Here is a 26,296-nt window from a genome sequence, read left to right as displayed (position 1 = left end):
ATCTAATTTTATTATTGTCATTTCGTAAATAAGCTATCATTAAATAATTTGTTAAAAATAAAGATATGATGTTTTTCAAAATAGCCCACGTTTGTAAGTTGTGGTTTAAAAAGCTTACAGTCTACTGTCTCTGCGCCCTCCTCCTTAATCAACAGCTGTTTTATCTATCTGCCAGCATCCGGCAGATTTCCGTAGAGCTTGGTCAGGATGATTCAATATTAAGAGTTCGTGTTGCTCCTCTTGATGAACAACAACTCGGCATTACTGTTCTAGAAGCTCCTGAAGACTTAAGTTTATTTCCCCAAGAAAATAGGGCTTATCAACGTGGATTTGGTGGATTTACAGAAACCGCAATCACCGATCAAGGCCTTGATTTTAAAATTTTTGATGGCCAAGGTGAACGGTTTTTTTTCACTTGGCATAAAGATAAGCTCAAAATTCATACTCCAAAAACAACCGAAGTACCATCCTATGATATCAGGTTCAATGGGACCGTTGAACTTGAAAGCAGTGATCAGTACGGGCAAATAAATTTGTCATCTACCAACGCGCTCTTCAATGGTAAAATTGGTGTGGATGTACTAGACTTAAAAACACATCTTTTATTGAACTACGGCGAATTAACTGTTTTTGAACGCGCCACAATCCAGACCGAGAAACTGGATCAATTAGAAACAAATACACTCAAAGCAAAAAATCTATTCCTATCCGTAGATAATTTAAGGAATGAGGGGGAAATAGGCGCTTCTAATTTACTGGTCTTAACAAAAGGCGGGGGCGAACACAAGAATACAGGTTTGATTGGCAGTGCAGGAATAGCGTTTCTAGACTTCAGCGCTATGCGTTCCGTAATAGATTTACATAAGCCCAATAGGAACATTGAATTAGGCACGTTGGCTGGTAACGATATGTTTATCAGACCCCCGGGTCATCCAAATGATGGGAGTGAGTATTATATAACTAAAAGCCTTATTGAAGCTAAAGAATATCTACATATTTTAGATGCAAAGCCACTAAATGACCTATTAAGCATTGTTTCCCCTGACCAACTAGAGCAACCAGGGGCATTGATAGAGGCCCTGGAATCTCATGGCTATCTAGATAAGAAACCAGGAAAGCTGTTCATTGAAAACTCTCAAATTATTACACCATATATGTTTACCTCAGCAAATTCCATTTCTGTTGAGCGAGGTTTGGAGAATGTGGGACGCCTACGAGTGCTTCTGCATCCAATCAGACCAGACATGGCCGGGGAGAATGCCCCCCGTAATCATTTTAGACTAGGTGAGAATTTCACTTTAGGAGGCGTGCTTGAGTTTGCTGAGCCCGGCGTTCCTCATGATCTTTCTCAAGCTAAAAAGGAATATGATGCACTATATGCCCCTATTAAGACCCCAGATATTCACAGTTATAGGTACGACTATGAAATTTCATTAGATCCTTTTTATCATGACAAAACAGTCATCTTAAAGGCTGAAGGATTACGAGTCTTTGGTCATAAAACATTAATCCGTATCAGACGTTCTTTCTTGATTGATCTACGCCAAGGAGATGGAGAGATTGATATTTATGCCAAGCACTTTGATTTAGAACAGGGCTATGTTCTTGCCAAAAAAGGTGCCATTCGCGCGCCCAACACCTTAAAGATTGGCCGCTTGATACCGGATCCAGTTTATGACGTTTTTTCAACTTATTATGAATGTAATTTTTCCACCAATATATTCCATGGATTATTCGGTTATAACGTCTGCCATGATGACTTAGCTATTCATCGAGATCCTTTTTATATTCCCAACAACTCTGGCATAGATATAAAAGGTAAATTAGAGATTTTAGGCCCCCTTTTACTTAAATCAATTTTAAAGGCAAAGGAGCTTGAACTCAGATTAACAGATATTTCATATGTAGTAGCCGGATCCATACATGCCTAGAGATTGCAAATTGCTCTCAATAAACTTATTAATAGCCCAGCTATTCTTACAAAAGGTTTAGCTCGCTCCAGCATTTATGACTGCAGAATTCATAGAACATTTAATACAGAATATAGGTTTGACGGATATGACTGGAAACCATTTGTCCTCTCAGATCCATCCACAATTCGGGCCTTAGAGTTTTTAACTACAGAAGGGGGTAGCCTAGAAAATAAAGCCAGCATATTTCATGCTCAAACGACTCGTCCACCAGTAAATATAACAAGTGTTGATGTTAAAACTGGGCTCCACCAAAAAAAGATAGAGAGATCTATTCTCCTAGATTCTAAAATCGATTTTGATTCTTCTCATTATCTCCCAGGTCGATTGCTCAAACGTAGATCATGCCCCCGAGAAAGTAGATATGTATGCAAATGGAGTTACAACAGTGGCCCAAGTTCATATGATCCTATGGTGTGGAGGAGAAACCTCGAGTCACCATACCTGCTGACAAATTCATATTTTGATTTCATGAAATTAACAAGCAACTTTTCTGGAGCACAACAAAGCTTCCCAGCTCAAACTAGTTTTGGGGGAGATGTGGTTTTAGATCACCCTCGTTTGCTAGAGGGATTTATTTCTGCTTCAGAGGCACTGGTTAAAGTTGGACTCGGAGGTCTAATTCTAGGGTCAAAAAATCCATTCCTTCTTCGTTCCAAATCTCCTCTTGTTGAATCAACAACTTGGGATGCGCTTAAAGGTTTTATCACCCTTAACCCATTAGTTGATGCACAGCTTAGAAAAAACACGCCTTTTGTTTTTCTAACTCAAGATACTTGGTTTGATCAAGATCAAGCCAGTTCATTTTATGAAAGTTTAAAAGACCATCTGGTTATACGTACTCCTAATGGACAATTTTCCCGCCATCAGGGCTCAGCTCTTTTTTTGATGCCCCCAAGTCGCTTGATAGAGTGGGTGCAAGAAGCTGTTCAAAAAAGATTAATGCGCGGTAACATAGAGCATAATCAATCCATTAATAAAGAACTTGTACAGGAACTTCATCGCCAAGCCTCTGTATACTACTATAATTACTTTCATGGCGTTAAAGAAGTTTCTGAAACCTCTCTTGCAACCCTCTTTAATCGATCCAGGAGCGATGAAAAAACTAAGCCCTTTTTATTTTATAGCCCCAAGCTTATAAATACCCACGTTGTTCTTGCTCCAACCTTATTCATCCCCTGCCATTTAATTGATGAGGTGCACCAAAATGCGGGGGCCATGGTTGGCAACCGCTTTGTTGCAGCGCCCGCCAGAGCATTTGAAAATGGTTCAGGTCCTGCGCTAAGTGCCTCTGGAGAAGAAAAAGGACACCCTCAAGCAATTGTCCCGGCCCAGGAAGAGCATGAGAGATCAGGCCCGATCGTTATTAGAAGCCCCATTAATTCAGAAGGGCCAATCTTAATCATTTCTGATGGAAATATTGATATACAGGACAAGCTTAAGGGGCGTGAAATACTTATCCTCTCTCTTAAAAAAAACGTCAATTTGAAAGCTCTTTTCGAACGCAAATTGACCCCGAGCGGGTTTGAAGAAGAGCTTAAAAGTCAACCCAAGCTTGAAGCCCTGGGAGATATTGTTGTTAGCTCTCCGGAAGGCGATACGACTCTAAGCGCAGCTCTTATTGATGCAAAAAATGGCCGCGTTGTCATTCAAGGCCGCAATATCGATATTAAAGCCCAGCTTCTTGAAGCCTATAAGGAGTATTATAACAGCCGTCATCGATCAGTTCGGCCCGAACTCAGCCATATCAAAGGAGGTCTAAAAGTTTATTTAAATGCACCTGGAATCCTAAGATTTGCTGGCGCTGATATAGAAGCTGGAGAAGAAGGTGCCTATTTAGAAGGTGGTCAGGTTCAATTAAATGGAACCTCCGAGAGTGCACGCACCGACTCTAGCTACGAAAGACACACTTTTTGGAGTAGCAAAATTATAGAAGCACATGAGGAATTCGCCCGAATGATCGCCGATATAATTAAATCAGAGGGAGATACTTCTATTCTATCTAAAACAAATCCGTTAATTGCTTGGGGGACACAATTTGTGAACCCCGAAGGTAGAACTGTCATATCTCCTCTGTACCTGGAGCCAGACTTGCGGCAGCGACATCTACCACCATAAAAGACGAGTTTCGACGTATTGAAAACCATATCCGCACCATCCAAAAATCTAGCCAAATATTTGATCAGACATTTCTGCCTGTGAGTGTTGAGGGAGGTGGTACATTTACATTCAACCAACTTCCATCTCCTGATGGTCAAACCAGCAGTCAGCCCGCCCTTACAATTGAGACGTTTACAAATTCAAAAACTGGCGAAATCAGGGTCCGGGTTCCATTGGAAAGAGCACTTCCTGGCCTTCAAGAGATCCTTGCAAAAAATACTGGTGAGGTCGAGATCGTCCCAATTCAAAATACTCATCATGCGGACTATTTTGAAGTGGTTTCGTTGAGTCCAACGCTAAGTGTTGCCATTGCAATTGCTGTGGCAGTTCTCACCAAAGGCATGGGGTCTAGTTTGCTGGGCGCTACTGGCGAAGCTGCTACCTTCTTTGCGGATGCGGGCTTCACAGCGATCAGTAAAAACCTAGCCCACGGCTTTGCCGGTGAGTTTGTAGGTGATCATCAAGCTTTAGAACGTGCCTTCAATGCGGATGCCGTTAAACAAATGGCGGTTAATATCGTTGGTCAATACATGGGCCAACAGGTGGCAGGTGATTTAGGGATCGATCCCAACGGCCGGACTTGACAATCTTCCCGATCTCTTAAAAGGCATTGGTATTGAAACCCTAATTCAGGGTCCACTCAGGGCAACAATTTTGCAAGAAGCGCCAGATAAAGCCCTTGCTAACGCGGCATTGGATGCAGCGGTGCGTAAAGTTAGCAGCGCCATGGCAGGAAGGAATTGGCTCAATCCGCCCTGATCTAGACTATCTAACGCACAAGCTTCTACATGCCATTGTGGGCGGAGCTTCTGGCGCCCTCCGCAACCCTGATGATCCGGGAGCTGGCGCTGCCAGTGGTGCTGTCGGGGCCGTTGCTGCTGAAGTGATTGCCGAAGCTTTAACGCCAAGCTTGGTTGAACGCACCGAGAAAATTGAAGCCGCTATGCAAGAGCGAATGAGCTCTGCCCAAAGCCCCCTTTCTGAAGAGGAAAAAAACAAACTCCGTGCCGAGGTTGCAGAAACTCTAAACAAGGAACTCATCGACAATATTCAGTTTAAATCTCGGATGCTTACTGCTTTAGGGACCAGTTTGGTGGGACTTAACCCAGAAACAGCTGATGTGTCTGCTGCCACCGCTCTTGAAAACAATTGGTTACAGTTTGTCATTATGGGCGGTATGGCTGCATGGGCCATCTATGACACCTACACTGTTTATGACGACGCCATTAAAGCCGGCAAACCACAGGAAGAAGCTGCATTAGATGCCATGATCCACTTGGGTTTTGAAGTTGTCATTGGTGTTGTTGGCGGTAAAGTCATTGCTAAGGGCGCTAAGATTGCCGCACCGTCTGTTCAAGCAGCTTGGAGTTATGTCTTAAGCAAAAACCCTGTTCTGAAAATATTCATGAACAAAATGGGAGTGAAAGTAGGAAATTTCGCTGAAACAGTCAGTGGCAAAATAGCCCGTCTAGATCAGGCAGGAGATGCATTGATCGCCCGCGGCTTTAACAAAGTCACTGGCAAAGTTGAAACCGCTGCGGCTAAAGGTGCAACTGGAGAAGCGGCAGCGGCTGCTGAAGGCGCGGCCATTAATCAACGGCCCTATCACCCAAGAACAATGGAAAGCCATCTAGAATCAAGATATCCGGGTGAAGTCAAATCTCACACCATCGCAGGAAAATCTGCCCCCAATGCCAAACTTGCCAATACTGTCCACCCAGAAACTGGGGTTCCATTCGATCCTAGGGTTTTCCCTATCTTTGATAATCATGTTATCTTTGAGACTAGAATTACGGGAGATTTGATAAAAGAAACTTCGGTTGATCACATACTAAAAGCTACTAAAAATTTAAAAGCATCTCTTAAGTCAGGGCACATACCCAAAGAACAATTTAATTCAATGCAGCTGAGCGATATTTATGCAGGCAATCCACGGATATCTGGCCTGACGTGGCATCACCATCAAGAAATGGGTAGACTACAGTTAATACCACATAAAGTTCATAAAACAACAGGTCATCAAGGGGGGATGTCTCTATGGGGGACGGAATGATTAATTTTACTAGTTGTCTTAGAGCCTTAGACGCAATTGAAGTTAAAACTCTTCAAAAATATACAAAATATAAATTTCCCAATAAATATATTAATACCATTGCAGAATGTGACTATGGCTGCCCGCAAGATCAGCGAGTGATTTTTTTTGATAATACGTTAAAAAAAATTGATATGAAATTCTTAGGTAGATTTTTATCTGCATCACAGAATAATTATGAAACAGAAACCATTTGGGAAGAGCTCTCTAACCCTCCTGAGTTTTTCCCAGAAAAAATCATTGCCTTCGCCGTCGATCCATTCGGCAACTATTTCTGTTTCGACTATCGCCAAGATCCCAAGACAGATAATCCCCCCGTGGTGTTTTGGAATCATGAAGGAGCTGGCACAGAAGAAGCTGTTTCGTTTTTGGCAAAAGATTTTGAGGCCTTTTTAGACATGCTTAAAAGCGAAGAAGAAGCCGAAGAAGAATATCAAAAACTCAAAGCACAGCATCAAGCAGACTAGTTTCCAGAAGAGCACAATCTAAGACCTGAACAAAGCACCACATCAGTGATGCCACCGCCCAAACAGCCCTAGAAAACAATTGGTCTACGTATTTTTCTTTCGTAGCACTTCAAATAATTCTAAGGATGTATTGCTTAGCAAGGACAACACCCAGCTGTTCCCCATCGTCAAGAAGCCTGGTTTTTACACGGGTGGCGGTGATGGACACACTAGAATCGTTGACCCAAATGACCTAGAAGCCATTGGCCGCACCGCCCGAGAACTTTTTCAATATAGTAAGTAATTAGTAAGGGCCGTGTGGCGCAAATCAGAAAATTAGAAAAACTTACCTCTGTCCGAATTTATCCAAAGCTTATCTAGTGGGTGCTTTGATCTGATCCCTCAAATGAATGATTGTCTTGAAAAAGTCAAAGCCGATAAAAATCTTCACCTTTTTAAATTGCTTAGAGGACTGCTTGCCCAGCAAAACATATCAAATGAAATTGATCTAGCTCGTACTTATTATTCAAATAAAAAAAAATGGTCTATCCACTTAACAGAAGTTATTGCAGCTTTATATTTTAGAAAAACAAAAGCATTTGAAGAGAGTTTTCAGCAATTAATGAAAGGCTACAAAGCCAAATATAAATACGAAGTGCCTGAATACAAATTAATCGCTATTTTCCCGCTTGGTCTGGTACAACTGGCCCGGCACTATGGTATGGATGTGCAGATTCAGCATGAACTTATTCCGCAAGATTTGATCAAGCCTGTGGAAGCGCAAAAATAAATCTTAGCACGAAAATTTCCCCATAAGCCATTGGTGATCGAAATGGCCTCAGAAATGCCCTTCAGCGAGCGAGCCGTTAAACGCATGACCATTAACATGGTGGCGCAATATGTGGGTGGAGAGGTTCTTAATGGCCTAAAAATTGATCCAACACCAGGTCTAGGAAATCTATCTGGCCTAGATCTTGTTAACACCCAAACAGTGCTTGAAAAATCTAAATACAATGGAAACCCCGGCACTCTTTCTCTATCTTCTTCGCCTAAAAAAGGCACTTCTGTGAGCTTGAGGTTTAGTGAGCAGTGCTTCCCTCCTTAATCATCGGGAGAAATAAATAAAACATCTGAGAAGCCGCCGTCGTATAGATCTCTAACCTAGAGCGCTCCTCAACCTCTCAACAACACCGGGCATTATTTTAAGAGGTGTTTTTTCTTTTTGTTTTTTTGAAAGGGCTTCTTTGCTGTAAAGTTGGCCATATTTTCCTGCTAAAAGTCGATCTGCAAATGCTAAGATTTTATTTTTCCCCCGGCTTTTTGACGGCAAGTAATAAATAAAAAAGGGCGTAGTCAAACTGGCAAACTCACTCATCATGGACACGGAGTCACATGTTACCACGAGAGCATCACTTTGTTTCAGGATATCAAAATAAGGGTTTTCTCCAGATCCTGACCAAATATAGTGGGAATCATCTAATGTCGCATATAAGGCGCTCATTAATTTTTTAGGCGTCCGACGGGAGGGCGTGATCAATAGCTGATACGTTTTTGACAAGTCTTGCATATCCTGCACAAGTTGATCCATCACAAATTCATTAAAGATAAAATGCTTACTCGGCCCTCCAATAAACACGCCGACGCTCATTTTATGATGCTTATTTTTTTCAAATGGACTCTTGAGCGGAAGTTGATCAAGCTTTTGTTCTGAAAGATCATGAAGCGTTCCCAAACATTTAATCACATTTTTACCCGATATCTTGTCATGTTCAGGGCATATCACGGCATCAAAATACTCAGGACTTAATTTTGGATCCATTAAATGAATGGCTTTTGTAAGCACATTTCTTTTTTGAGCCCTTTTTTTAATTTCAATCCCGGCGTTTACAGCTGTGCGCCCGGATGTGATGACATAATCAGGAAAATCAGTTGCTTTGGAGGCGATCGAGGAAAAGTTAAAGTTTTTATAAGCCAGTTGGCTGAAAATCCAAAGCCTGGCCGGTAATAAAGACCACGGGAACCGAATCTGAAGTGATTGTTCAGTTACCTGCAAGTTGAGGGCTTGAGCAAGAGCTCGGCAAGGCTTAACCGTCCCAATACGTCCATTTGTGAGGATTAAGCATGATTGCTTTTGTGTCACTTAGATAAATTCAATTTTCAAGATTTCGTAAAACTTAGTCCCGCTGGGCGCTTTAACCTCAACGCTGTCCCCCACAGATTTGCCAACCAACGCCCGTGAAAGAGGCGCTTGGATAGAGAGTCTTTTTTCCTTAATATTTGACTCTTCTTCCCCAACAATCTGATAAGTCGTTTCTTCATCGGTATCTTCATCAACCACTGTCACCGTTGCGCCGAAAATGACTTTATTGCCAGATAATTCACTGACATCAACAACTTCAGCAAGCCCAACTTTTGCCTCCAGGTCCCTTATCCTGGCTTCAATATAGCCTTGCTTCTCTCTTGCTGCATGATATTCTGCGTTTTCAGATAAATCACCATGCGCACGTGCTTCTTGTATCGCCTCAATAACAAGGGGGCGTTCAATATTTTTGAGCCTCTCCAACTCGGCTCTTATTTTATTCAGGCCTGCTTTTGTTATGGGTATTTTTTTCATGTTTTTACATTTAATAATTAAAGATTGAATATATTAGAGATTATAACCGCAAGCAATATATTCTTAAGACCTAATAGATTTTTTTCTTGAGTTTATTCATTGTAAGCGTAACATAATATTATCAATTTAAAGAGATCAAAATGTTCCTTAAAAATCCTCACCTTCACGTCTTTGTAATATTAGCCCTTCTTACGCTGGGCGCATGTGACAATAGATTCTCTTGTTCGACAAAAGAAACCCAGTCTATTTTGGATAAAACAAATGCTCTTTTGAAAAAAGAGCTACAAGTTCAAGAAGACGTTTTTAATAAATCCATCCTAACTATTGAAAACGACCATATAAAGATCACTCAGCCACACCTTGATGATGCCATCACCGAGCAATTTACACTTATCGTGCAGACATGCACAGCTCAGAAGAAGCCAAGAAAAAATATCTTGAGCGATGGAAAGATAAAAAACCATCAACATCTGCTATTCTTGAAGCAAGTATAAAGATGATGCAAGATAAGGAAAATAAAAGCCCCTCATGTTCATTCATCAAAGTTACGTCTGAATCTTCTGGGAAAGGCTTTAAGATTATATCTCTTGTATAGGGTTAATCAATTAAGCTTAAGTCAAAATTAGCTAACATGAAATCGGGGGTGTCTCCTCCGAAGCCCGTAGGTGACTCTGACAATTGCGTCTCTTTTTCATTTGATTGAGTCTCTTTTTCATTTGAAGGTTTAGGTGGTTTCTGACTGGGGACACTTTCTTTAGATAAGTTAATAAAGTCCAAAGTTTCAGGAAGAACCTTTTTAGCTCTTGCACATTCTTTATCGGTTAAAAATGTCCAGGCATTTCCAGACATCCCCGCTCTCCCCGTACGGCCTATTCTATGTATATATTCCTCTGAGCTCATGGGGAAATCATAATTAATGACATTAGGGAGTCCATCAATGTCAATCCCACGCGCCGCAATATCACTGGCGATAAGAAAGTCAATATGCCCATCTTTAAAGCTTGTTAAGTATTCCAATCGCTTGCTTTGATGGATATCACCATGGAAGCCGCGTACCTTATACCCATAGCGATTCATCGATTTCTCTAATATATCAACATCATTTTTACGGTTACAAAAGATAATCGCATTAGAAATTTCGTGCTTTTTAATAAGATCACGAAGCATGCGACGCTTCATCTGATCAGATTTCGAGATTTCAGCCGTTACTTGTACAAATTTTTGTTCAATAACCTTATTGACTGTTTCAGAAGGTTTGATTTTGACAACGACGGGATTTCTAAGAATTTCTTCTGCACACTTTTGAATGCTTGGTAACATCGTTGCTGATAAAAACAATGACTGCTTTCTTTGAGGCAAGAGATTGTTGATTCGCTGCATGTCAGGCAAGAACCCCATATCTAGCATTCTATCCGCTTCATCAATAACGAAAAACTTTATATTAGCTAATAAAATTTTCCCTTTATCATAAAAGTCAAGAAAGCGCCCTGGAGTTGCAATAATCACATCTGCTCCCTTTGAGAGCGCGCCAAGCTGTTTGGTTTGAGCCATGCCGCCAATAAGCGTCGCTGTTCTGATATGATGTTTTCGACCATACTTCTCAAAGCTTGTTGATGCAACTTGCTCAGCCAGTTCACGCGTGGGCACAAGAATCAGACAACTGGCCATGCCAGAGCGCCTTCTACTATGATAGATAAGATCAATAAGAGGCAAGGCATAGGCCGCTGTTTTCCCTGTGCCTGTTTGAGCAATGCCTAAAACATCCTGACCTTGAAAGATTTTCGGAATAAGCTTGCTTTGAATAGGTGTGGGCTGAACATAGCCGAGCTTATCTAAATTGCTAATGAGGCTATCGCTTAGGTATGTCTGAGAAAAGGTAATCAAATTTTTCAATGGAATTATTTTTTACAAGCTATTTGATCATGCAATAAATGTAAATAAAAAAAACAGTATATCAGTGGATGGTTAGGTGCACTCTCGTGCTATTTAAAATTTCAAGAAATTTTTCACTAACATAATGCCATGTGTTCGCGGAAACTGCTTTCATGCAAGCATCCGATTTAAGTTTCAAAGAAGATTGCACAGCAGTATCTAAATCCCAGCTCAAATAACCCGTTATTCCTTGATCAATGATATCAATCGGCCCTGTCACAGGATAGGCAGCAACAGGAAGGCCACAAGCCAGAGCTTCAAGAATGACGTTTCCATATGTATCTGTCATAGATGGAAAAACAAATACATCCGCCGCATTATACCAATCAACAAGATCTTCTCCAGTTTTTTGCCCAACAAACAAGGCTTCAGAAAATTTTCTTTCTAATTCGTTTTTTTGAGGCCCTTCTCCAACTACAACTTTTAACCCTTTTGTATTTAATGCCAGAAAGCTCTCAATATTTTTCTCAATTGCGACACGCCCAACATAAAGAAAAATAGGAGATTTTGGGTGAAGGTTTATTTGAGCGTGTTTTGTGGAAACCGAATGAAGAAAATCTTGTTTGTTTATTTCCTTCGGTCTAAAAATTTTTGTGTCCACAGCTTTAGGCCATAATTTAAGGTTTTTGAAGTCCTTTTCCTCAAGTGTTTTCATAAGTGATTTTGTCGAGACAAAGACGGCTGTTGCAGCATTGTGAAAGCGCCTGAGTAAGTGATAGCTAATATGACTTGGAATCATTGTGCGCGCTTCAATATACTCAGGAAATTTAGTATGGAAGGACGTGGTAAAAGAGAGCGAATGACGCATACAATATCGCCTCATGGCCATGCCTATTGGCCCTTCAGTTGCAATATGGATATGATCTGGTTGTTTTTCTAGGATCAAATCGTTGATTTGGTTCGATAAAACCAAAGATAATTTAATCTCGCTGTACCCTGGAAGAGGAATGGTTTTAAATTGACTTGGCTCTACAACATAAACGTCTATATTTTTTTGTACCAACTCGCTGACTAAACGCTCATAGGTTCTTACAACACCGTTGACCTGCGGCGCCCATGCATCAGTTGCAATCAATAACCGTTGAATTTTTTGTGGTCGAGTGAGACTCTTCTTCACAATTAAAGATCCTTAAAATCAAGCAACTTCATTGTCCCATCAAGCTCTTCGACAAAAGCTGTACGGTGTTGGACCCAGTCACCATCATTAATATACTCAATGCCATCAATCATCTTTTGTGCCGGAGAATGAAAATGCCCACATAACACACCATCGTATCCACGGTTCTTGGCTTCTTTGACAATCGCTTTTTCGAATCTATTAATATGCCTGGCTGCGTTTTTGACAACCCCTTTTAGTTTTTTGCTCACCTTATGGTTTGAGCTGAAATAAGCGCCAAAGCGTTCACTTCGGCTTTGAAACCGCGTGCATAGTTTAGAGATCCATTTAAAATGAACATGAAAAACATCATGCTTGTCTCCATGCATCACAAGGTATTTTTTGCCTTTTTTTGAAACAAACGTATCTTCAAGCAGAATTTCTATATTGCTTAACCGCAGGCCAACCAAATCTTTAAATAGTTCATCATGATTTCCTGGGATAAGTTTGACTTTTGTTGCGCTATTTGCAATATCAAGAAACTTTTGCAAAACATTCATATGGCTTTCAGGCCAATGAAAATGCCATTTCAAAGCCCAAACATCAATCACATCCCCAACAAGATAAAGTGTTTCACATTCCATATTATTTAGAAACGTAAGCAAATCATGAGCTCTGCACCCATGAGTGCCCAAGTGAATATCAGAAATGAAGACGGTTCTATATTTCATGGTGGTTAGTATGATACCTCACCCAAAAAAGGCAAACAAAAAGTCATACTTTTCGTGCCCCTATTTTGAAAAAAGAGTTTAAACTTTTTTTCCCATTTGTAGATACTTCTTTGATCGCTGACTTTTAAGCGCGCTGCCGCGCAGGCGACTCAATGAATCAAGCTGTTCTGTGATCATTTTTTTAACATTTAGGATTGTTTTTTTGGAATCTCGATGCGCACCCCCAAGAGGCTCACTGATGATATCATCAATAATATTAAGGCGCTTTAAATCTTGTGCTGTCAGCTTCTGGGCTTCTGCAGCCTCCTCTTTCTTCTCACGGCTTCTCCATAAAATAGAGGCACACCCTTCAGGAGAAATAACTGAATAAATAGAGTGTTCTAGCATGAACACCTTATTGGCCGTTGCAATAGCAATCGCACCACCGGAGCCCCCTTCCCCAATGATCACTGAAATAATTGGAACAGTTACTGACAAGCAAGTTTCAATGCTTTTGGCAATGGCTTCTGATTGCCCGCGTTCTTCAGCACCTATCCCAGGATATGCACCAGCCGTGTCTACAATGGTTACGATCGGTATTTGATATTGCTCAGCAAGCTTCATCAAGCGCTGAGCTTTGCGATAGCCCTCGGGTAATGGCATACCAAAATTATGCTTCAAACGAGAGTCAAGATCACTGCCCTTTTCATGGCCCATAATCATAATTGTGCGCCCCTCTATACGAGCAAGACCGCCTAAAATAGCCGCATCTTCAGCAAAAAGGCGATCTCCCGAGAGCTCAACAAAATCAGTGGTCATGTGGTTTATGTAATCTTTGAAATGGGGCCGATCTACGTGACGGGCAATTTGCACCTTCTGAAAGGGTGTCAAATTCTCATATGTTTCACGAAGAAGTTTATCCCGCTTTTTTTGAAGATTACTGATGTCTTGCAAGATATCAATCTTGCCATCATTAGACATACGGCTCAGTTCTTGAATTTTTTGATCCAATTCAGTTATTGGGTTTTCAAAGTCCAGTACTTGCATCTTCTTACCACTTGAATTTAGTTTTTATTACCTTTTTTATTCACTTTTGAATAGACTTTAATGAAAAAAAGGGGCACATAGCCCCTTAATTTTTATCAAGCATAGCGTTTTTTAAGAACAACCACTTGTGCTTCCACAGGTGTCACACTTCAGACACGTCCCATTACGAACAAGCGTAAAATTACCACAATCCGAGCAAGCATCCCCTTCGTATCCCTGAATTCGTGCCTGAGTCACTTTATCAGAAACAGAGCTTGTGGCTTTCTTAGCATTTGCTAAATGCACAACTGTTGTTGCAGTTGTAACTGACGCTTCACCACCAGCTGTACTAGCAGCCACTGAGGAGAAAGCATTAGCGCTGCCGCTCAAGACATAGAGGTTATTCCGAACAAATCCGTTACTTGCCTGCGCTAGAATTTGTTGTGAAATGTCAATTTGATCTTGTTGGTCATTGTGCGTTGAAGCAACAGATTCACCTATGCTAGAGGGCGACATATCGCTTAAATCAACATGTGCCAAATCAGAGCGACCCAAATAAGAAACCGCCAGCTCTCGGAAAATATAATCTAAGATTGAGGTTGCCATTTTGATAGCATCGTTACCCTCAACACGGCCTGCAGGTTCAAAACGAGTGAAGGTAAAGGCTTCAACATACTCTTCAAGAGGAACGCCGTATTGAAGCCCAATTGAAATTGCCATTGCAAAATTGTTCATCAAACTCCTAAAGGCAGCGCCCTCTTTATGCATATCAATAAAGATTTCACCACATTTGCCGTCCTCATATTCACCTGTGCGAAGATAAACCTTGTGCCCCCCAACCTTGGCTTTTTGAGTGTAGCCTTTACGGCGTGTTGGCAGGACGCGTCGCTCAGCTTGATGAACGACACGCTCAATGATTTTTTCAACAATATTAACTGTTTGGGCTTGTGGGTTTTCTTCAGACTCACTTTCGCTTTCATCGTCATCATAGAAATTGCCATAAAGCGCTTGAGAAAGTTTAGACCCATCCCGATACAAGGCATTGGACTTAAGCCCTAGCTTCCACGAAAGCAAATAGGCATCGCTACAATCTTTGATGGATGCGTGGTTTGGCATATTGATGGTTTTGGAAATAGCACCAGATAAGAAAGGCTGTGCCGCGGCCATCATACGAATGTGGCTTTCACTTGAGAGGAACCGCTTACCAATTTTTCCACACGGGGTTGCACAATCAAAGATTGGCAGGTGTTCTGGCTTCAAGTTCGGTGCACCTTCTAGGGTCATCGCACCAACACAGTATGTATTGGCTTGATTAATTTCAGCGCTCGAAAACCCGAAGAGACGCAGCATATCAAAATTTGGATCATTCAATTTTTCAGCACTGATGCCAAGTTTCTCGATACAAAAATCTTCACCAAGGGTCCACTTATTAAAAACAAACTTAATATCAAATGCTTTTTCAAGAGCACCCTCAATTTTTTCCAAAGACGCCTCATCAAAACCTTTGAGCTTTAATTTTTCATGATCAATGCCAGGGGCCTCTTTTAAGCTTCCATGCCCCGTTGCATATTGAATCATGTCATGGATTTCCTCTTCAGAGTAATGCAGCGCTCGAAGGGCATTTGGCACCATATTATTGATGATCTTAAAGTATCCGCCGCCGGCAAGTTTTTTAAATTTAACCAGGGCGAAATCAGGCTCAATTCCCGTTGTGTCACAATCCATGACAAGACCAATTGTTCCCGTTGGCGCGATGACAGTCACCTGCGCATTTCGATACCCATGCTGCTCACCTTTTGCAACAGCTTGATCCCAAGCATGGGTTGCTCTTTCAAGCAACTGCGGCAATGGACAATTTTTGTGATCAAGTGCTACAGGCAAGATATCAAGTCGGTCATATCCTTTTTCATGACCATAAGCCGCCCGTTGATGATTTTTCATAACCCGCAGCATGTCTTTTTGGTTCTGAGCAAATCGTTTGAATGGCCCCATTTCTTTGGCCATGTCTGCAGATGCTCCGTATGAAAGACCAGTCATAATCGCTGTCAACGCTCCTGCTAAAGCACGTCCTTCATCACTATCGTAAGGCAGGCCCATTGACATTAGCAATCCACCAATGTTGGCATATCCCAACCCAAGGGTTCTGTAGTTATAGGTGCCCTCAGCAATTTCTTTGGAGGGGAGTTGCGACATATAAACAGCGATTTCAAGAACAACGGTCAGAATGCGAATGGCATATTCATAGCCCTCAACATCGAAAACAGGCGTGCCATCGTTTTTTTGCTCATAAAATTTAATGAGATTGATTGAGGCCAAGTTACAGGCCGTATCATCTAGAAACATATACTCCGAACAAGGGTTTGAGGCATTAATGCGCCCATCCTTGGGACATGCATGCCATTCATTGATGGTGGTATCAAATTGGATTCCTGGATCTGCGCATGCCCAAGCAGCATAACAAATATCATCCCAGAGCTTGTTTGCAGATATAGACTTATAGACGTCACCATCTGTGCGACGAATCAAATTCCATTCTTCTTGGTTCAGAGCCTTTCTCAAAAACTCGTTACTAACTCGCACAGAGTTATTAGAGTTTTGGCCCGATACGGTTACATAAGCTTCTGAGGTCCAGTCTGTATCAAACTCTATAAGGTCAATGTCGGTCTTCCCAAGACTCGCCAGCTGTAGAACCCGCTGAATATAGTTTTCAGGAATACTAACTTTCTGAGCCTCTTTAATGGCTTGCTTCAGCTCAGGGTTTTTGTGAGGATCTGGCCCCCCGTTTTCTTCAGAGCAAAGATCAAGAATTTTAGAAAGATTCTTTTTGAGTTGTTTGGATCCTGCCACAAGCGCTGCTACTTTTTGTTCTTCAATCACCTTCCAGTTCACAAACTCTTCAATATCAGGATGATCGACGTCCAAAGTCACCATTTTTGCAGCCCGACGGGTTGTTCCCCCGGATTTGATGGCACCTGCAGCCCGATCCCCAATTTTCAAAAAACTCATCAAACCAGAAGAACGACCGCCGCCAGACAAGTTTTCACCGCTTCCCCGTAAGGCAGAAAAGTTTGTTCCGGTGCCAGATCCAAATTTAAACAGCCGCGCTTCACGCACCCACATGTCCATGATCCCTTGCGGGTTAACCAAATCATCTTGAATGCTTTGAATAAAGCACGCATGTGGTTGAGGACGTTCGTATGCACTGGTTGCCTTTGTCACTTTTTCAAATTCAGGATCAACATAATAGTGTCCTTGAGCAGGCCCTGTAATACCATAAGCCCAATGGAGCCCGGTATTAAACCATTGTGGTGAATTCGGGGCGGCAATTTGCGAGGCAAGAATTTTTCTATTTTCGTCATAGAAAACCCGGGCAGATTCTTCAGAGGAAAAATATCCGCCTTTCCAGCCCCAGTATGTCCATGCTCCAGCTAAACGATCAAAAACTTGACGTGCAGCGGTTTCGCCCGTGAACCACTCTTTCTTATTTTTGAATTCTTTTGAAAGCTTTTCTTCATCCGGAACGCGGCGCTGAAGCCACTCTGGAACACCTTTTTCCGCGTACTTTTTTAGATACTTTGGAACGCCTGCTTTACGGAAATATTTCTGAGCAATAATATCAGCCGCTACCTGAGACCAAGACTTAGGAACTTGAACGTTATCAGCTTTAAAAACAACTGTACCATCTGGATTGCGAATTTCAGACGTGGTTGATTTAAATACAATGCCTTCATAAGCATCTTTCAAACCTTTGGTAAAATAGCGTTCGAATTTCATAGCAGCAAGTCCCTTTCGTGTTGTTTTTTTAAAAAATAAGCCGCATCAGTGTGTTACCTCTGACTTGAAAATTAAAGTCCAGAAAAAACAATATATTGTGCTTTTTTGTTTATTTTTTAACTATATATAGTTTTATAAAATGGATCCACCTACAAGATCAAGTCTTTTTTATTGTGTTTAAATAAAAAATATGACTCAATGGATTCATGACTACTTTTATTGAAAAATATCGCACAAAGGTATTAGAAATTTTCCGCCTTTGCAAACAAATTGGCGTTGATGATCAAGGTAACCGATATTATGAGAAACGGTCTAAAAAAGGGGATACCATACGATGGGTCCTTTACGCAAAAGGCCTAGATCCAACCGTTATTCCAACAGCTTGGCTCTCTTGGTTACAGAATACATTTAATGACCCTCCCCAAAATACAAACATACAGTCATGGCAAAAACCAAGAAAACCTAATTTATCTGGGACGAATCTGGCCCATAAACCTGCTCCTTTGAATACACAATCTTTCTATCAACCATGGACACCTTAAAAAAATAAGGTATAGTTAGTCTGATATAGAACGAGGTATAGAATGCAATCACAATTTGTTGAAGCTTTGATCGGCACGCTTGTATTAGCTTTAGCGTCCTATATACTTTGGTTTGGATACACCCGCGACCACCAAGTTGTTGATGGCTACCGTATTTCAGGATTTTTTACGAAGGTTGATGGCATTAATAAGGGCAGTGATGTTCGCATGAGTGGGATTAAAGTTGGAACGGTTTCTTCCCTTGAAATTGATCAAAAAACATATATGGCCAAGGTCATGATCCACCTTCCTTCTCAGCTCAAAATTCCATTCGACAGCTCTTTAGCCGTTGTAAGTGATGGATTATTAGGCGGTAAATATTTGGCAATCACTCCAGGCGGGGATGACAAGACCTTGAAAAATGGTGATGTTATCGAACACACACAATCGTCTGTTAATCTTGAATCCTTGATTGGACAAATGGTTTTTAGTCAAGATAAAAAACAAGAAAAATAGTATGGCTATCAGACTCACCCTTCTTCTCATAACCTTCAGTGCCTTTTTACCATCAAAGGCAGCAAAGTATATTGAACCTACTTTTTCCAAAAAAGGGGTGGTTTTGGTGGTTCTTGATAAGCTCACCAACAAAAAGTATGAACTCACAGCATTCATGGATGAACCTGCAACCATTGGCACGCTCTCAATCAGAGCTCAAGCCTGTTTTGAAAGTTCCCCGGAAGAAAAACCAGAGACAACAGCTTATTTTGAAATCATCGATCAAAAAACGCCTACAGATGACAAAGCTCAAACCTCTGTTCCTGAAATTTTGTATCGAAACTGGATGTTTGCAAGCGCCCCGGCATTAAACCCATTCAATCACCCGCAATATCACATTACGGTTAAATCTTGCATTGTCGATAAAAGCTAAAAAGTTAAAAAATAGACTGTAAATTTTGGCGGCGCGTGGTAGTTTATTTCAAAAAACTGATACGTAAAGGACTTAAAACTTATGAACGAAATCAACAATGATGAAATTAGCTTTGATGTTCGAAAAGACCAGCTCATTACTTTTTACAAAAAGAATAAGAAAAAGATTTCAAACATTACTTTCCTAATTGTTTTAGCCGTTGCTGGGTATTTTTTTTACAAATCGAGGCAAAATGAGGCGCGAACAGATGCCGCCCGCAGTTTATATTCGGCCATGATGAATACCAATACAACTCAGGCCCTTAAAAACCTGGAAACCATTGCAAAGAAAAGCGGGTATACTTATGCTGACCTTGTTAAATTTTATGGCGCAACCCTCTACCAGAAAAACAATGATCTGAGCCAGGCGCGTGAAATTTTATTAAAAACCATCGAAAAAACCTCTAATTCTGAATTTAAGACCATCGCCCAGCTTCGCTTAGCACAAGTTAATATTGATCTTGATGTTGATCTTGATCAAACAGAACAGATGCTCCGTGTATACAGCCTTGACCCCTCGTCTGCTTGGCATGTTATTGCGCTTGAGCTAATGGCCGCGCTTCACCTGAAAAAGGGAAACATTGACAAAGCCAAGGAAGCACTTCATACAGTGATCCATAACGCCAAAGCACCTGCTGACATTAAACATCGCGCTGAATTTATTCTTGCTGCGCTATAATCTAAATGACAAAGACAAAGGTTGAAAAATGACCCACAAAACGCTGTACCTCCTTAGCCTGATAGGCCTTTTACTGACCAGTTGTAGTGATCCACACAAACCACGCCTTCCTGGCAATCGCCTTTCTGTCCTTGAGTCTGAAGTTATGCTTCGCGTTGACATTGACCCGAGCGCAATTGAAGTAACACTCCCCCCCGCAGAGGTCATTAACGCATGGCCACAAAATGGCTTTCATCCCACGCACAAAGTCCCTCATGCACGCCAAAACTTGCAAGGGAAAGTTCAGTGGCAAGAATCAATTGGGAGAGGAAATAGTTCAACGCGGGCCATAACATCCCCACCCATTTCCGATGGACAGTTTATTTACACCATGGACGCGTACAACAAAATTGAATGCCGCGCCTTGGACGATGGTAAGCTTTTGTGGCACAAAAACACGCTTCTTGATGGGGATGACGAAAATGTTAAAAGCAAATCTAAAACCAAGGGATATACAGGTAAAAACCATGTTGGTTCTCATGGAGAGGTCATTGGTGGTGGGCTTGCCCTCGATATCGAGGGCAAAAGTTTGTATGCCAGCTATCCAGACGGCGTGATTGCCAAAGCCGCCGCTAAAGATGGTGACCTTGGATGGTACATCCGTTTACCCGACTTAATCCGTTCCAGCCCTCTTGTGAATCAAAACACGGTTTATGTTTTAACATCAAACAATAAGATTTATGCCATTGATAAAGAGCCCGGTCGTATTTTATGGACATATAGTGCACGGGAAGAAGCCGTAAGCTTTGCTGGAAGCCCGGTCCCTGCGGTTTATCAATCGACTGTCATTGCGCCTTTCTCATCGGGTGAGTTGTGCTCTCTCCACCCAGCAAATGGCCTGGAGTTCTGGCGTGATTCGGCCATGTCCTATCGAACCATTGATTCAAAATCCATCATATGCCAATTCCTCAGCAATCCTGTGATCGATAGAGATCTGATCATCGCAGTTTCCCACGGAGATTTAACAACTGCCATCGATCTGTCGACTGGTCAACGTGTTTGGCAAAAACCCATGGGGGGCACACAAACACCTTTCGTTACTGAGAGCTTTGTTTATATGATCACTTCTTCAAACGATTTGGTTTGCTTAACACGTTCCTCTGGAAAGATTGTCTGGGTGCATGCCCTGAAAATGTTTAAGGACGAGAAAAAGAAAAAAGACCGCATTCAATGGTATGGGCCTGTTATGTCTGGTGGTCGGCTCATGGTTGTCTCCAGCGTTGGTGATATAAACTTCCTTTCACCACAAGATGGACAAATACTTGAGGCTGATCAATATGATCAAAGTTTTATCTTTGCCCCTGTTCTTGTAAAAGACAAGGCCCTTCTATTAAGCGCAACCGGTAAATTAACGGCATTGGTGTGATTAATAATGTTGGCGCTTTTATAACCTGGCTTTAAAATATGCAAACAATTGCTCTTGTAGGTCGTCCCAATGTAGGGAAATCGACGCTTTTTAATCGACTTGTCGGTAAGCCGTTGGCCTTGGTTAATGAAATGCCTGGCATGACGCGCGATTGGCGTGAGGCGATTATTGACGTTGAGCTGAAAGATACGGCTACTGCCTCTTTTAAACTGATTGACACCCCCGGTATTAGTCGCTTTGCCAATGATGAACTTTCTCAAACCATGGAGAGAAAAACCAGGCAAGCAGTGGATCAATCTGACTTGATATTTTTTGTGGTTGATGCGGTTGAAGGCATCCTACCTCAAGATGAAGAAATCTCTCTGTGGCTAAGAACACTGGGCAAGCCCGTGGTTCTTTTGACGAACAAGGTTGAATCTAAAAGTGCACAAACCCACGATACTTATCAACTTGGATATTCGGATCCCTTATTCATTTCTTCACGAGAGGGCCACGGCATCAACAAGATATTTGATCTGCTAGATTCACTGAAACAGAGCTCAGAAGATCATTCTGAGACTGATATTTTTACCCAAAAGCCGGAAATACAAATTGGAATTGTTGGTCGCCCCAATGTGGGAAAATCCACGCTCATTAACGCGATACTCCATGAAGATCGTCTGATCACAAGCCCAACTGCCGGCAGCACACGAGATGCCATTTCAATTCCGTTTATGTGGAAAGATAGACACTTACGGCTGATTGATACCGCAGGTATTCGAAGAAAGAGCCGGGATAAAGAAGTCCCTGAAGCACTCGCTGTTAAAGATGCCCTCAGAACCATTAAGTTTGCTCAGGTTGTTTTATTGATTGTTGATGTGACGCAGCCCTTTGAACAACAGGATTTGACCATCGCCCGCCGTGTGGTGGAGGAAGGGCGTATTCTTATTCTTGTGGTTAATAAAATTGATCTCTGCTCTGATGGTGCCAAAAAACTCGATGAAATCAAAAAAGATATTAACCATACGCTCAGCCACTCTCTTGCTCAACTGAAAAACCCTAAGATTCATTATTTGTCAGCGCTGGATAAAAAGAATTTTAACTCCTTGTTCGAAGACATTTCTTCTTTATATAAGGATTGGAACAAGCGCATTTCAACGCATAAACTCAATCAATGGCTGATGGATGCTCAAAGCATTCACCCTCCTCCTCTCTCCAAAGGACGCCGCATCAAATTAAAATTCATGAGCCAAATCAAAACGCGACCCCCGCAGTTTATTATTTTTTCTAATAATACGGCAGATTTGCCTGGGAGTTATGTGAAGTTCTTAGAAAACAGTTTGTCAAAAACTTTTGGATTTGTGGGCCTTCCCATTCGGATTCGTCTCAAAAAAGGCCTTAACCCTTACAACTAGTGCTTGTAAGCGCCTCATTCATCGTCATTAATAGAGCGTTCACACTCTCCAAAATGTTTTGTTTTTGAGAGGAGCTCAGAAAGCAAAGCAGTTTTCCGTTTGGCTTTAGCTGATAAAGCGTTGGATTCTTTGAGACAATCGCAACGATGTCTTCAATATTGGGTGGAATGCGTTCATTAAAAGTAATGGCAATTGCTTTTGTTCCCCGCTCGATTCGAGAGATTTTAAGACGAAGCGATAAAATTTTTGCCTGAATGGTGGCAATGAGATTTTCTAAACTTACTGGAAGCGCCCCAAAGCGATCTATCAGCTCCTCTCTATACTCCTCAAGATCTTTGAAATTGGTGAACTCTGATAGCTTACGATAAATGCCTACTCTGACATTAAGATCAGGGATATATTCTTTAGGAACGGAGATTTTAACTCCTAAGTTCAATTGAGGGCTAAGAGACCCCGAGTCTTTGAAAGTCTCTTTTTCAGGATTTTCCAAAGCGTTTGCTTTCAAAGTCTCAATCGCTTCATTCAAGTATTGTTGATACAACTCATAGCCCACCTCTTTGATGTGACCTGACTGCGCTTTACCAACAAGATTTCCTGCACCTCTCAGATCCATATCATGACTAGCGACACTAAAGCCGGCACCGAGCCGATCAAGGCTCTGAATCACCTCGAGTCGTCGATAGGCTTTTTTCTCATTTAATGTACTGTTTTCTGTCATGAAAAAAGCATAAGCCCGTTTTTTACTTCGACCAACACGCCCTTTCAATTGATAGAGCTGAGAGAGGCCAAAGTATTCTGCCCGATAAACGATCAGTGTATTTGCATTGGGCACATCCAATCCTGATTCAACAATGTTTGTTGCAAGCAGCACATCGAATTTTCCTTGATAAAAATTCTCCATTACATCATCAAGATCTGAAGCAGAAAGTTGACCATGGCCAACTCCTAACCGCAGATGTGGAATCAGTTTTTTAAGCTTACGCTCCATTAAATCCAGATCTTTTAATCGGGGGCAAACAAAGTATATTTGGCCGCCACGTTGAATTTCCCACAAAATAGCTTCCCGGATAATCAGACCGTCATACGGCATGACTTGTGAGCGCACCGCCAACCGATCTAATGGGGGGGAGGCAATCATACTGAGCCCCCTCACGCCTGCAACAGCCAGTTGCAATGTTCTCGGAATCGGCGTTGCCGACATCGAAAGGATATTGACGTTTGGAGAGAGCGTTTTGAGATGTTCTTTTTGCATCACACCAAAGTGTTGTTCTTCGTCAATCACAATTAATCCTAAGTTATGAAAAGAAATTTTTGGACTCAGCGCTGCATGGGTCGCCACAAGAATTTGCAAACGGCCCTCTTTGAGAGCGTCAATTGTTCTTTTTTTCTGCGCAGGCTTTACAAACCGTGATAGCTGGGCAATGCGACACCCAAATCCTTCAAATCTCTTTTGAAAACTCTTTTCGTGCTGTTGAGCCAGGACTGTTGTTGGCACCAATACCAAAACTTGATAACCATTCAAGGCTGCCAGGGCGGCGGCACGCATGGCAACCTCTGTTTTCCCAAAGCCCACATCTCCACAAATCAGGCGATCCATGGGCGTGTCTTTGGTCAGATCGTCCTCAACCTGTTGAATGGCCACTAATTGATCCGATGTTTCATCGTACGGGAATTGTTGACAAAACTCTTGATACAGGGGCAACGACATATCAAAGCGAGACTTATGAACCAACGCTCTTTTGGCAGCCGTTTGCATCAAAACACCAGCTACTTCGAATATTTTTTCTTTAACTTTAGCCGAGCGTTTTTGCCACTGCGTGCCGCCCAATCGATCTAGGACAACCTCGCTATTTTGGCCGGCATATTTGGTTAAAACATCAAGATTTTCAACCGGCACATATAGCTTTGCCCCCTCATCATAATCGAGCATCACACAATCATGATCCTGCCCATTCAGCTCAAGCACCACCAATCCACTGAAACGGCCCACACCGTGGTCACGGTGAACCAAATAATCCCCAACCTCGAAAGCATTGATATCCTGTAGTGAAATTTCTTTGTTGCTTCTTTTGACACGTCCCCGCGCTTGGCTGATACCAAAAAGATCTTGATAGGTTAACAGCTGATAGTGCTCTGATCGGAAACTGCGCCTTAACGGCGAAACGATACTGTAGGTATTTTTTTCATGTGACGAAAAACTCTTCAGGGCGTTTGTGATATTCTTCTTGGAGACCAAAGAAATATCCATCGACCCTAATCCTAGAGCCAATTGTTTCAGCTGTTTTTCACTGCCCACCGATACAATTGTTGGACCCTGATAGGTTTGAATGGACTCGGCCAGGGTGTTCAGGGGACTTTTTTGAGAGAAAATCGGCGTTTTCGTATGAAGGTTAATAGCTGGCTCGGCATCATGATTGAGAATGTTAATTTCTTTGAACGAAGATATGTGCGCCTTAATGTCAGCACCACTGATAAAAAAATCTTGAGGGGGAACCGGGCGATAGATATTCTTTTGCTCAATTTGATTGCTGCTAGAATGCTCTGTTAGATTTTGATGGCGTTGAGTAAAGTAATCAACCGCTTGATTGTGAAAGAATGTGCCCTGCTCTTCAACAGACCCATAGCAAATGATTTCTGATTCTTTGGGTAGCCAATCCAGAAAAGAGACCATACGATTATAGAAAAGCGGCAACCAGTGCTCAATGCCATTGGGGTTCCCACCTTGAAGAAGTGCCTCAATCAGGGTATCTGAACCAGCCTTGGCGCCAAACTGTTGTATATATTTTATTTTAAAGTGATCCGCCGCCTTGGGCGTTAAATGAAGTTCAGTTGCTGTGCCCAAGCGAATCGATGAACAGTCTTCAATGGACCGTTGAGTCATCGGATCAAAAGTTTTAAACCCTTCAATCTCATCGTCAAAAAAATCTATTCGTATGGGGTCAAGCGCATCAAAGGTGTAAACATCAATTAAGTTCCCACGCACAGCATAACTGCCCGGTTCACGGACAACTTCCACTCTCTCAAGCCCCAATTCACTCATTTGCGTGATTAACTTTTCTCGATCACAGTAATCGCCGGGACTGAGCGTCAGCTGATCAAAGACAAACTCTTCAGGAGAGACAATCTTTTGAGTGAGGGCCCGAACTGTTGTGAAAAAACATTTCTTCTCCTGAACGCCATTCCGCCTTATTTTGGCGAGCTCTCCTAGGGTCTGTACCCGGGTTGCCATGATTTCTTGGCTGGGACTAACCCGATCATAGGGGATGGTATCCCATTCTGGAAACGAATGCGTTTGCAGCTGCGGCATCAAATATAAGACTTCCTGGATCAAGTCCGCCATCTGATTATTATCCTGGCAGACAATGACCTGAACGCCTGCGTGCGCTGAATTTGTTATTAAATCGGCAAGCGCTAGGGGCAAAGCACCTGGCTTAACATTGCTTAGCGTCACGGGAGACGACGTCTCAGAATCTACTTTTTTGAGCTCTTTGAAAAACATGATGTTTGAGTA

At 42.0% G+C, this 26,296-nt stretch carries 22 protein-coding genes; 14 read left to right on the top strand and 8 right to left on the bottom strand.

From position 1 onward, the window contains the following. Positions 1-65 precede the first annotated feature (65 nt). From C0582_01495 to C0582_01465, 7 genes are all read left to right on the top strand, one after another. A complete protein-coding gene (locus C0582_01495; protein PLX30209.1) occupies positions 66-1,931 on the top strand; it encodes a hypothetical protein in 1,866 nt (621 codons plus the stop codon). A gap of 510 nt (positions 1,932-2,441) precedes the next feature. Next, entirely contained in the window at positions 2,442-4,088 is a 1,647-nt protein-coding gene (locus C0582_01490; GenBank protein PLX30208.1) for a hypothetical protein, read from the top strand. Between the two features lie 80 nt (positions 4,089-4,168). Next, entirely contained in the window at positions 4,169-4,714 is a 546-nt protein-coding gene (locus C0582_01485) for a hypothetical protein (GenBank protein ID PLX30207.1), read from the top strand. Between the two features lie 113 nt (positions 4,715-4,827). After that, positions 4,828-6,183, top strand: coding sequence for a hypothetical protein (locus tag C0582_01480; protein ID PLX30206.1), 1,356 nt, complete (start codon positions 4,828-4,830; stop codon positions 6,181-6,183). Next, positions 6,168-6,689 (top strand): hypothetical protein, encoded by a 522-nt coding sequence (locus tag C0582_01475; protein PLX30205.1) that lies wholly within the window; start codon positions 6,168-6,170, stop codon positions 6,687-6,689. Before C0582_01480 ends, C0582_01475 begins: the two co-directional genes overlap by 16 nt. A gap of 385 nt (positions 6,690-7,074) precedes the next feature. Continuing rightward, on the top strand, positions 7,075-7,458 hold the full coding sequence (locus C0582_01470; GenBank protein ID PLX30204.1) for a hypothetical protein: 384 nt from the start codon (positions 7,075-7,077) through the stop codon (positions 7,456-7,458). 42 nt (positions 7,459-7,500) lie between these two features. Then, positions 7,501-7,773, top strand: coding sequence for a hypothetical protein (locus C0582_01465; GenBank protein ID PLX30203.1), 273 nt, complete (start codon positions 7,501-7,503; stop codon positions 7,771-7,773). Positions 7,774-7,824: 51 nt separating this feature from the next. Here the strand turns inward: C0582_01465 and C0582_01460 are convergent, their stop codons facing one another. Both C0582_01460 and C0582_01455 read right to left on the bottom strand, forming a co-directional pair. Next, entirely contained in the window at positions 7,825-8,808 is a 984-nt protein-coding gene (locus C0582_01460; GenBank protein PLX30202.1) for a hypothetical protein, read from the bottom strand. Continuing rightward, on the bottom strand, positions 8,809-9,282 hold the full coding sequence (locus tag C0582_01455) for a transcription elongation factor GreA (GenBank protein ID PLX30201.1): 474 nt from the start codon (positions 9,280-9,282) through the stop codon (positions 8,809-8,811). A gap of 140 nt (positions 9,283-9,422) precedes the next feature. On the opposite strand from C0582_01455, the gene C0582_01450 reads away from it, so the two are divergent. Beyond that, positions 9,423-9,776: a hypothetical protein gene (locus tag C0582_01450; protein ID PLX30200.1), complete on the top strand. Its 354-nt coding sequence runs from the start codon at positions 9,423-9,425 to the stop codon at positions 9,774-9,776. A 103-nt stretch (positions 9,777-9,879) separates the two neighbouring features. Here the strand turns inward: C0582_01450 and C0582_01445 are convergent, their stop codons facing one another. From C0582_01445 to C0582_01425, 5 genes are all read right to left on the bottom strand, one after another. Further along, positions 9,880-11,175: an RNA helicase gene (locus C0582_01445; GenBank protein ID PLX30199.1), complete on the bottom strand. Its 1,296-nt coding sequence runs from the start codon at positions 11,173-11,175 to the stop codon at positions 9,880-9,882. A gap of 61 nt (positions 11,176-11,236) precedes the next feature. Then, a complete protein-coding gene (locus C0582_01440; protein PLX30198.1) occupies positions 11,237-12,331 on the bottom strand; it encodes an alpha-mannosyltransferase in 1,095 nt (364 codons plus the stop codon). 2 nt (positions 12,332-12,333) lie between these two features. Beyond that, the gene (locus C0582_01435) at positions 12,334-13,041 is read right to left on the bottom strand and encodes a UDP-2,3-diacylglucosamine hydrolase (GenBank protein PLX30197.1); all 708 of its coding nucleotides are present in this window, start codon (positions 13,039-13,041) and stop codon (positions 12,334-12,336) included. A 78-nt stretch (positions 13,042-13,119) separates the two neighbouring features. Then, positions 13,120-14,067 (bottom strand): acetyl-CoA carboxylase carboxyl transferase subunit alpha, encoded by a 948-nt coding sequence (locus C0582_01430; protein ID PLX30196.1) that lies wholly within the window; start codon positions 14,065-14,067, stop codon positions 13,120-13,122. Between the two features lie 111 nt (positions 14,068-14,178). Beyond that, entirely contained in the window at positions 14,179-17,820 is a 3,642-nt protein-coding gene (locus C0582_01425) for a ribonucleoside-diphosphate reductase, adenosylcobalamin-dependent (GenBank protein PLX30195.1), read from the bottom strand. Positions 17,821-18,026: 206 nt separating this feature from the next. Here C0582_01425 and C0582_01420 point away from each other — a divergent pair, with 206 nt between their 5' ends. The 6 genes from C0582_01420 to der all read left to right on the top strand — a co-directional run bounded on the left by C0582_01420 (position 18,027) and on the right by der (position 22,785). Further along, on the top strand, positions 18,027-18,362 hold the full coding sequence (locus C0582_01420; protein PLX30194.1) for a hypothetical protein: 336 nt from the start codon (positions 18,027-18,029) through the stop codon (positions 18,360-18,362). Positions 18,363-18,404: 42 nt separating this feature from the next. After that, positions 18,405-18,857: an outer membrane lipid asymmetry maintenance protein MlaD gene (mlaD, locus tag C0582_01415; GenBank protein PLX30193.1), complete on the top strand. Its 453-nt coding sequence runs from the start codon at positions 18,405-18,407 to the stop codon at positions 18,855-18,857. A 1-nt stretch (position 18,858) separates the two neighbouring features. Further along, positions 18,859-19,269, top strand: a complete 411-nt coding sequence (locus tag C0582_01410; GenBank protein ID PLX30192.1) for a hypothetical protein — start codon at positions 18,859-18,861, stop codon at positions 19,267-19,269. 81 nt (positions 19,270-19,350) lie between these two features. Further along, a complete protein-coding gene (locus tag C0582_01405) occupies positions 19,351-19,986 on the top strand; it encodes a hypothetical protein (GenBank protein PLX30191.1) in 636 nt (211 codons plus the stop codon). A gap of 28 nt (positions 19,987-20,014) precedes the next feature. Next, entirely contained in the window at positions 20,015-21,391 is a 1,377-nt protein-coding gene (locus C0582_01400; GenBank protein PLX30190.1) for a hypothetical protein, read from the top strand. Positions 21,392-21,429: 38 nt separating this feature from the next. Next, positions 21,430-22,785 carry a ribosome biogenesis GTPase Der gene (gene der / locus C0582_01395; GenBank protein PLX30189.1) on the top strand — a complete coding sequence of 452 codons (1,356 nt, stop codon included), beginning with the start codon at positions 21,430-21,432 and terminating at the stop codon, positions 22,783-22,785. Here der and mfd read toward each other — a convergent pair. Beyond that, on the bottom strand, positions 22,769-26,284 hold the full coding sequence (gene mfd / locus C0582_01390; protein PLX30188.1) for a transcription-repair coupling factor: 3,516 nt from the start codon (positions 26,282-26,284) through the stop codon (positions 22,769-22,771). The genes der and mfd overlap by 17 nt on opposite strands. Positions 26,285-26,296 lie beyond the last annotated feature (12 nt).

It is taken from the genome of Alphaproteobacteria bacterium (assembly GCA_002869105.1).
In the GTDB taxonomy this organism is placed as follows: Bacteria; Pseudomonadota; Alphaproteobacteria; order UBA7879; family UBA7879; genus UBA7879.
Note: the sequence above shows the minus strand (reverse complement) of the source record. Positions and strands in the feature narration are given on the sequence as shown.

What these genes read in the sequence shown, in the direction of transcription:
- C0582_01435 (PLX30197.1), bottom strand. Translation starts at nt 13,041, where the DNA reads ATGAAATATAGAACCGTCTTCATTTCTGATATTCACTTGGGCACTCAT.
- C0582_01420 (PLX30194.1), top strand. Translation starts at nt 18,027, where the DNA reads ATGACTACTTTTATTGAAAAATATCGCACAAAGGTATTAGAAATTTTC.
- C0582_01430 (PLX30196.1), bottom strand. Translation starts at nt 14,067, where the DNA reads ATGCAAGTACTGGACTTTGAAAACCCAATAACTGAATTGGATCAAAAA.
- der (PLX30189.1), top strand. Translation starts at nt 21,430, where the DNA reads ATGCAAACAATTGCTCTTGTAGGTCGTCCCAATGTAGGGAAATCGACG.
- C0582_01425 (PLX30195.1), bottom strand. Translation starts at nt 17,820, where the DNA reads ATGAAATTCGAACGCTATTTTACCAAAGGTTTGAAAGATGCTTATGAA.
- mfd (PLX30188.1), bottom strand. Translation starts at nt 26,284, where the DNA reads ATGTTTTTCAAAGAGCTCAAAAAAGTAGATTCTGAGACGTCGTCTCCC.
- mlaD (PLX30193.1), top strand. Translation starts at nt 18,405, where the DNA reads ATGCAATCACAATTTGTTGAAGCTTTGATCGGCACGCTTGTATTAGCT.
- C0582_01465 (PLX30203.1), top strand. Translation starts at nt 7,501, where the DNA reads ATGGCCTCAGAAATGCCCTTCAGCGAGCGAGCCGTTAAACGCATGACC.
- C0582_01475 (PLX30205.1), top strand. Translation starts at nt 6,168, where the DNA reads ATGGGGGACGGAATGATTAATTTTACTAGTTGTCTTAGAGCCTTAGAC.
- C0582_01450 (PLX30200.1), top strand. Translation starts at nt 9,423, where the DNA reads ATGTTCCTTAAAAATCCTCACCTTCACGTCTTTGTAATATTAGCCCTT.
- C0582_01400 (PLX30190.1), top strand. Translation starts at nt 20,015, where the DNA reads ATGACCCACAAAACGCTGTACCTCCTTAGCCTGATAGGCCTTTTACTG.
- C0582_01490 (PLX30208.1), top strand. Translation starts at nt 2,442, where the DNA reads ATGAAATTAACAAGCAACTTTTCTGGAGCACAACAAAGCTTCCCAGCT.
- C0582_01495 (PLX30209.1), top strand. Translation starts at nt 66, where the DNA reads ATGATGTTTTTCAAAATAGCCCACGTTTGTAAGTTGTGGTTTAAAAAG.
- C0582_01480 (PLX30206.1), top strand. Translation starts at nt 4,828, where the DNA reads ATGCAGCGGTGCGTAAAGTTAGCAGCGCCATGGCAGGAAGGAATTGGC.
- C0582_01405 (PLX30191.1), top strand. Translation starts at nt 19,351, where the DNA reads ATGAACGAAATCAACAATGATGAAATTAGCTTTGATGTTCGAAAAGAC.
- C0582_01455 (PLX30201.1), bottom strand. Translation starts at nt 9,282, where the DNA reads ATGAAAAAAATACCCATAACAAAAGCAGGCCTGAATAAAATAAGAGCC.
- C0582_01470 (PLX30204.1), top strand. Translation starts at nt 7,075, where the DNA reads ATGAATGATTGTCTTGAAAAAGTCAAAGCCGATAAAAATCTTCACCTT.
- C0582_01410 (PLX30192.1), top strand. Translation starts at nt 18,859, where the DNA reads ATGGCTATCAGACTCACCCTTCTTCTCATAACCTTCAGTGCCTTTTTA.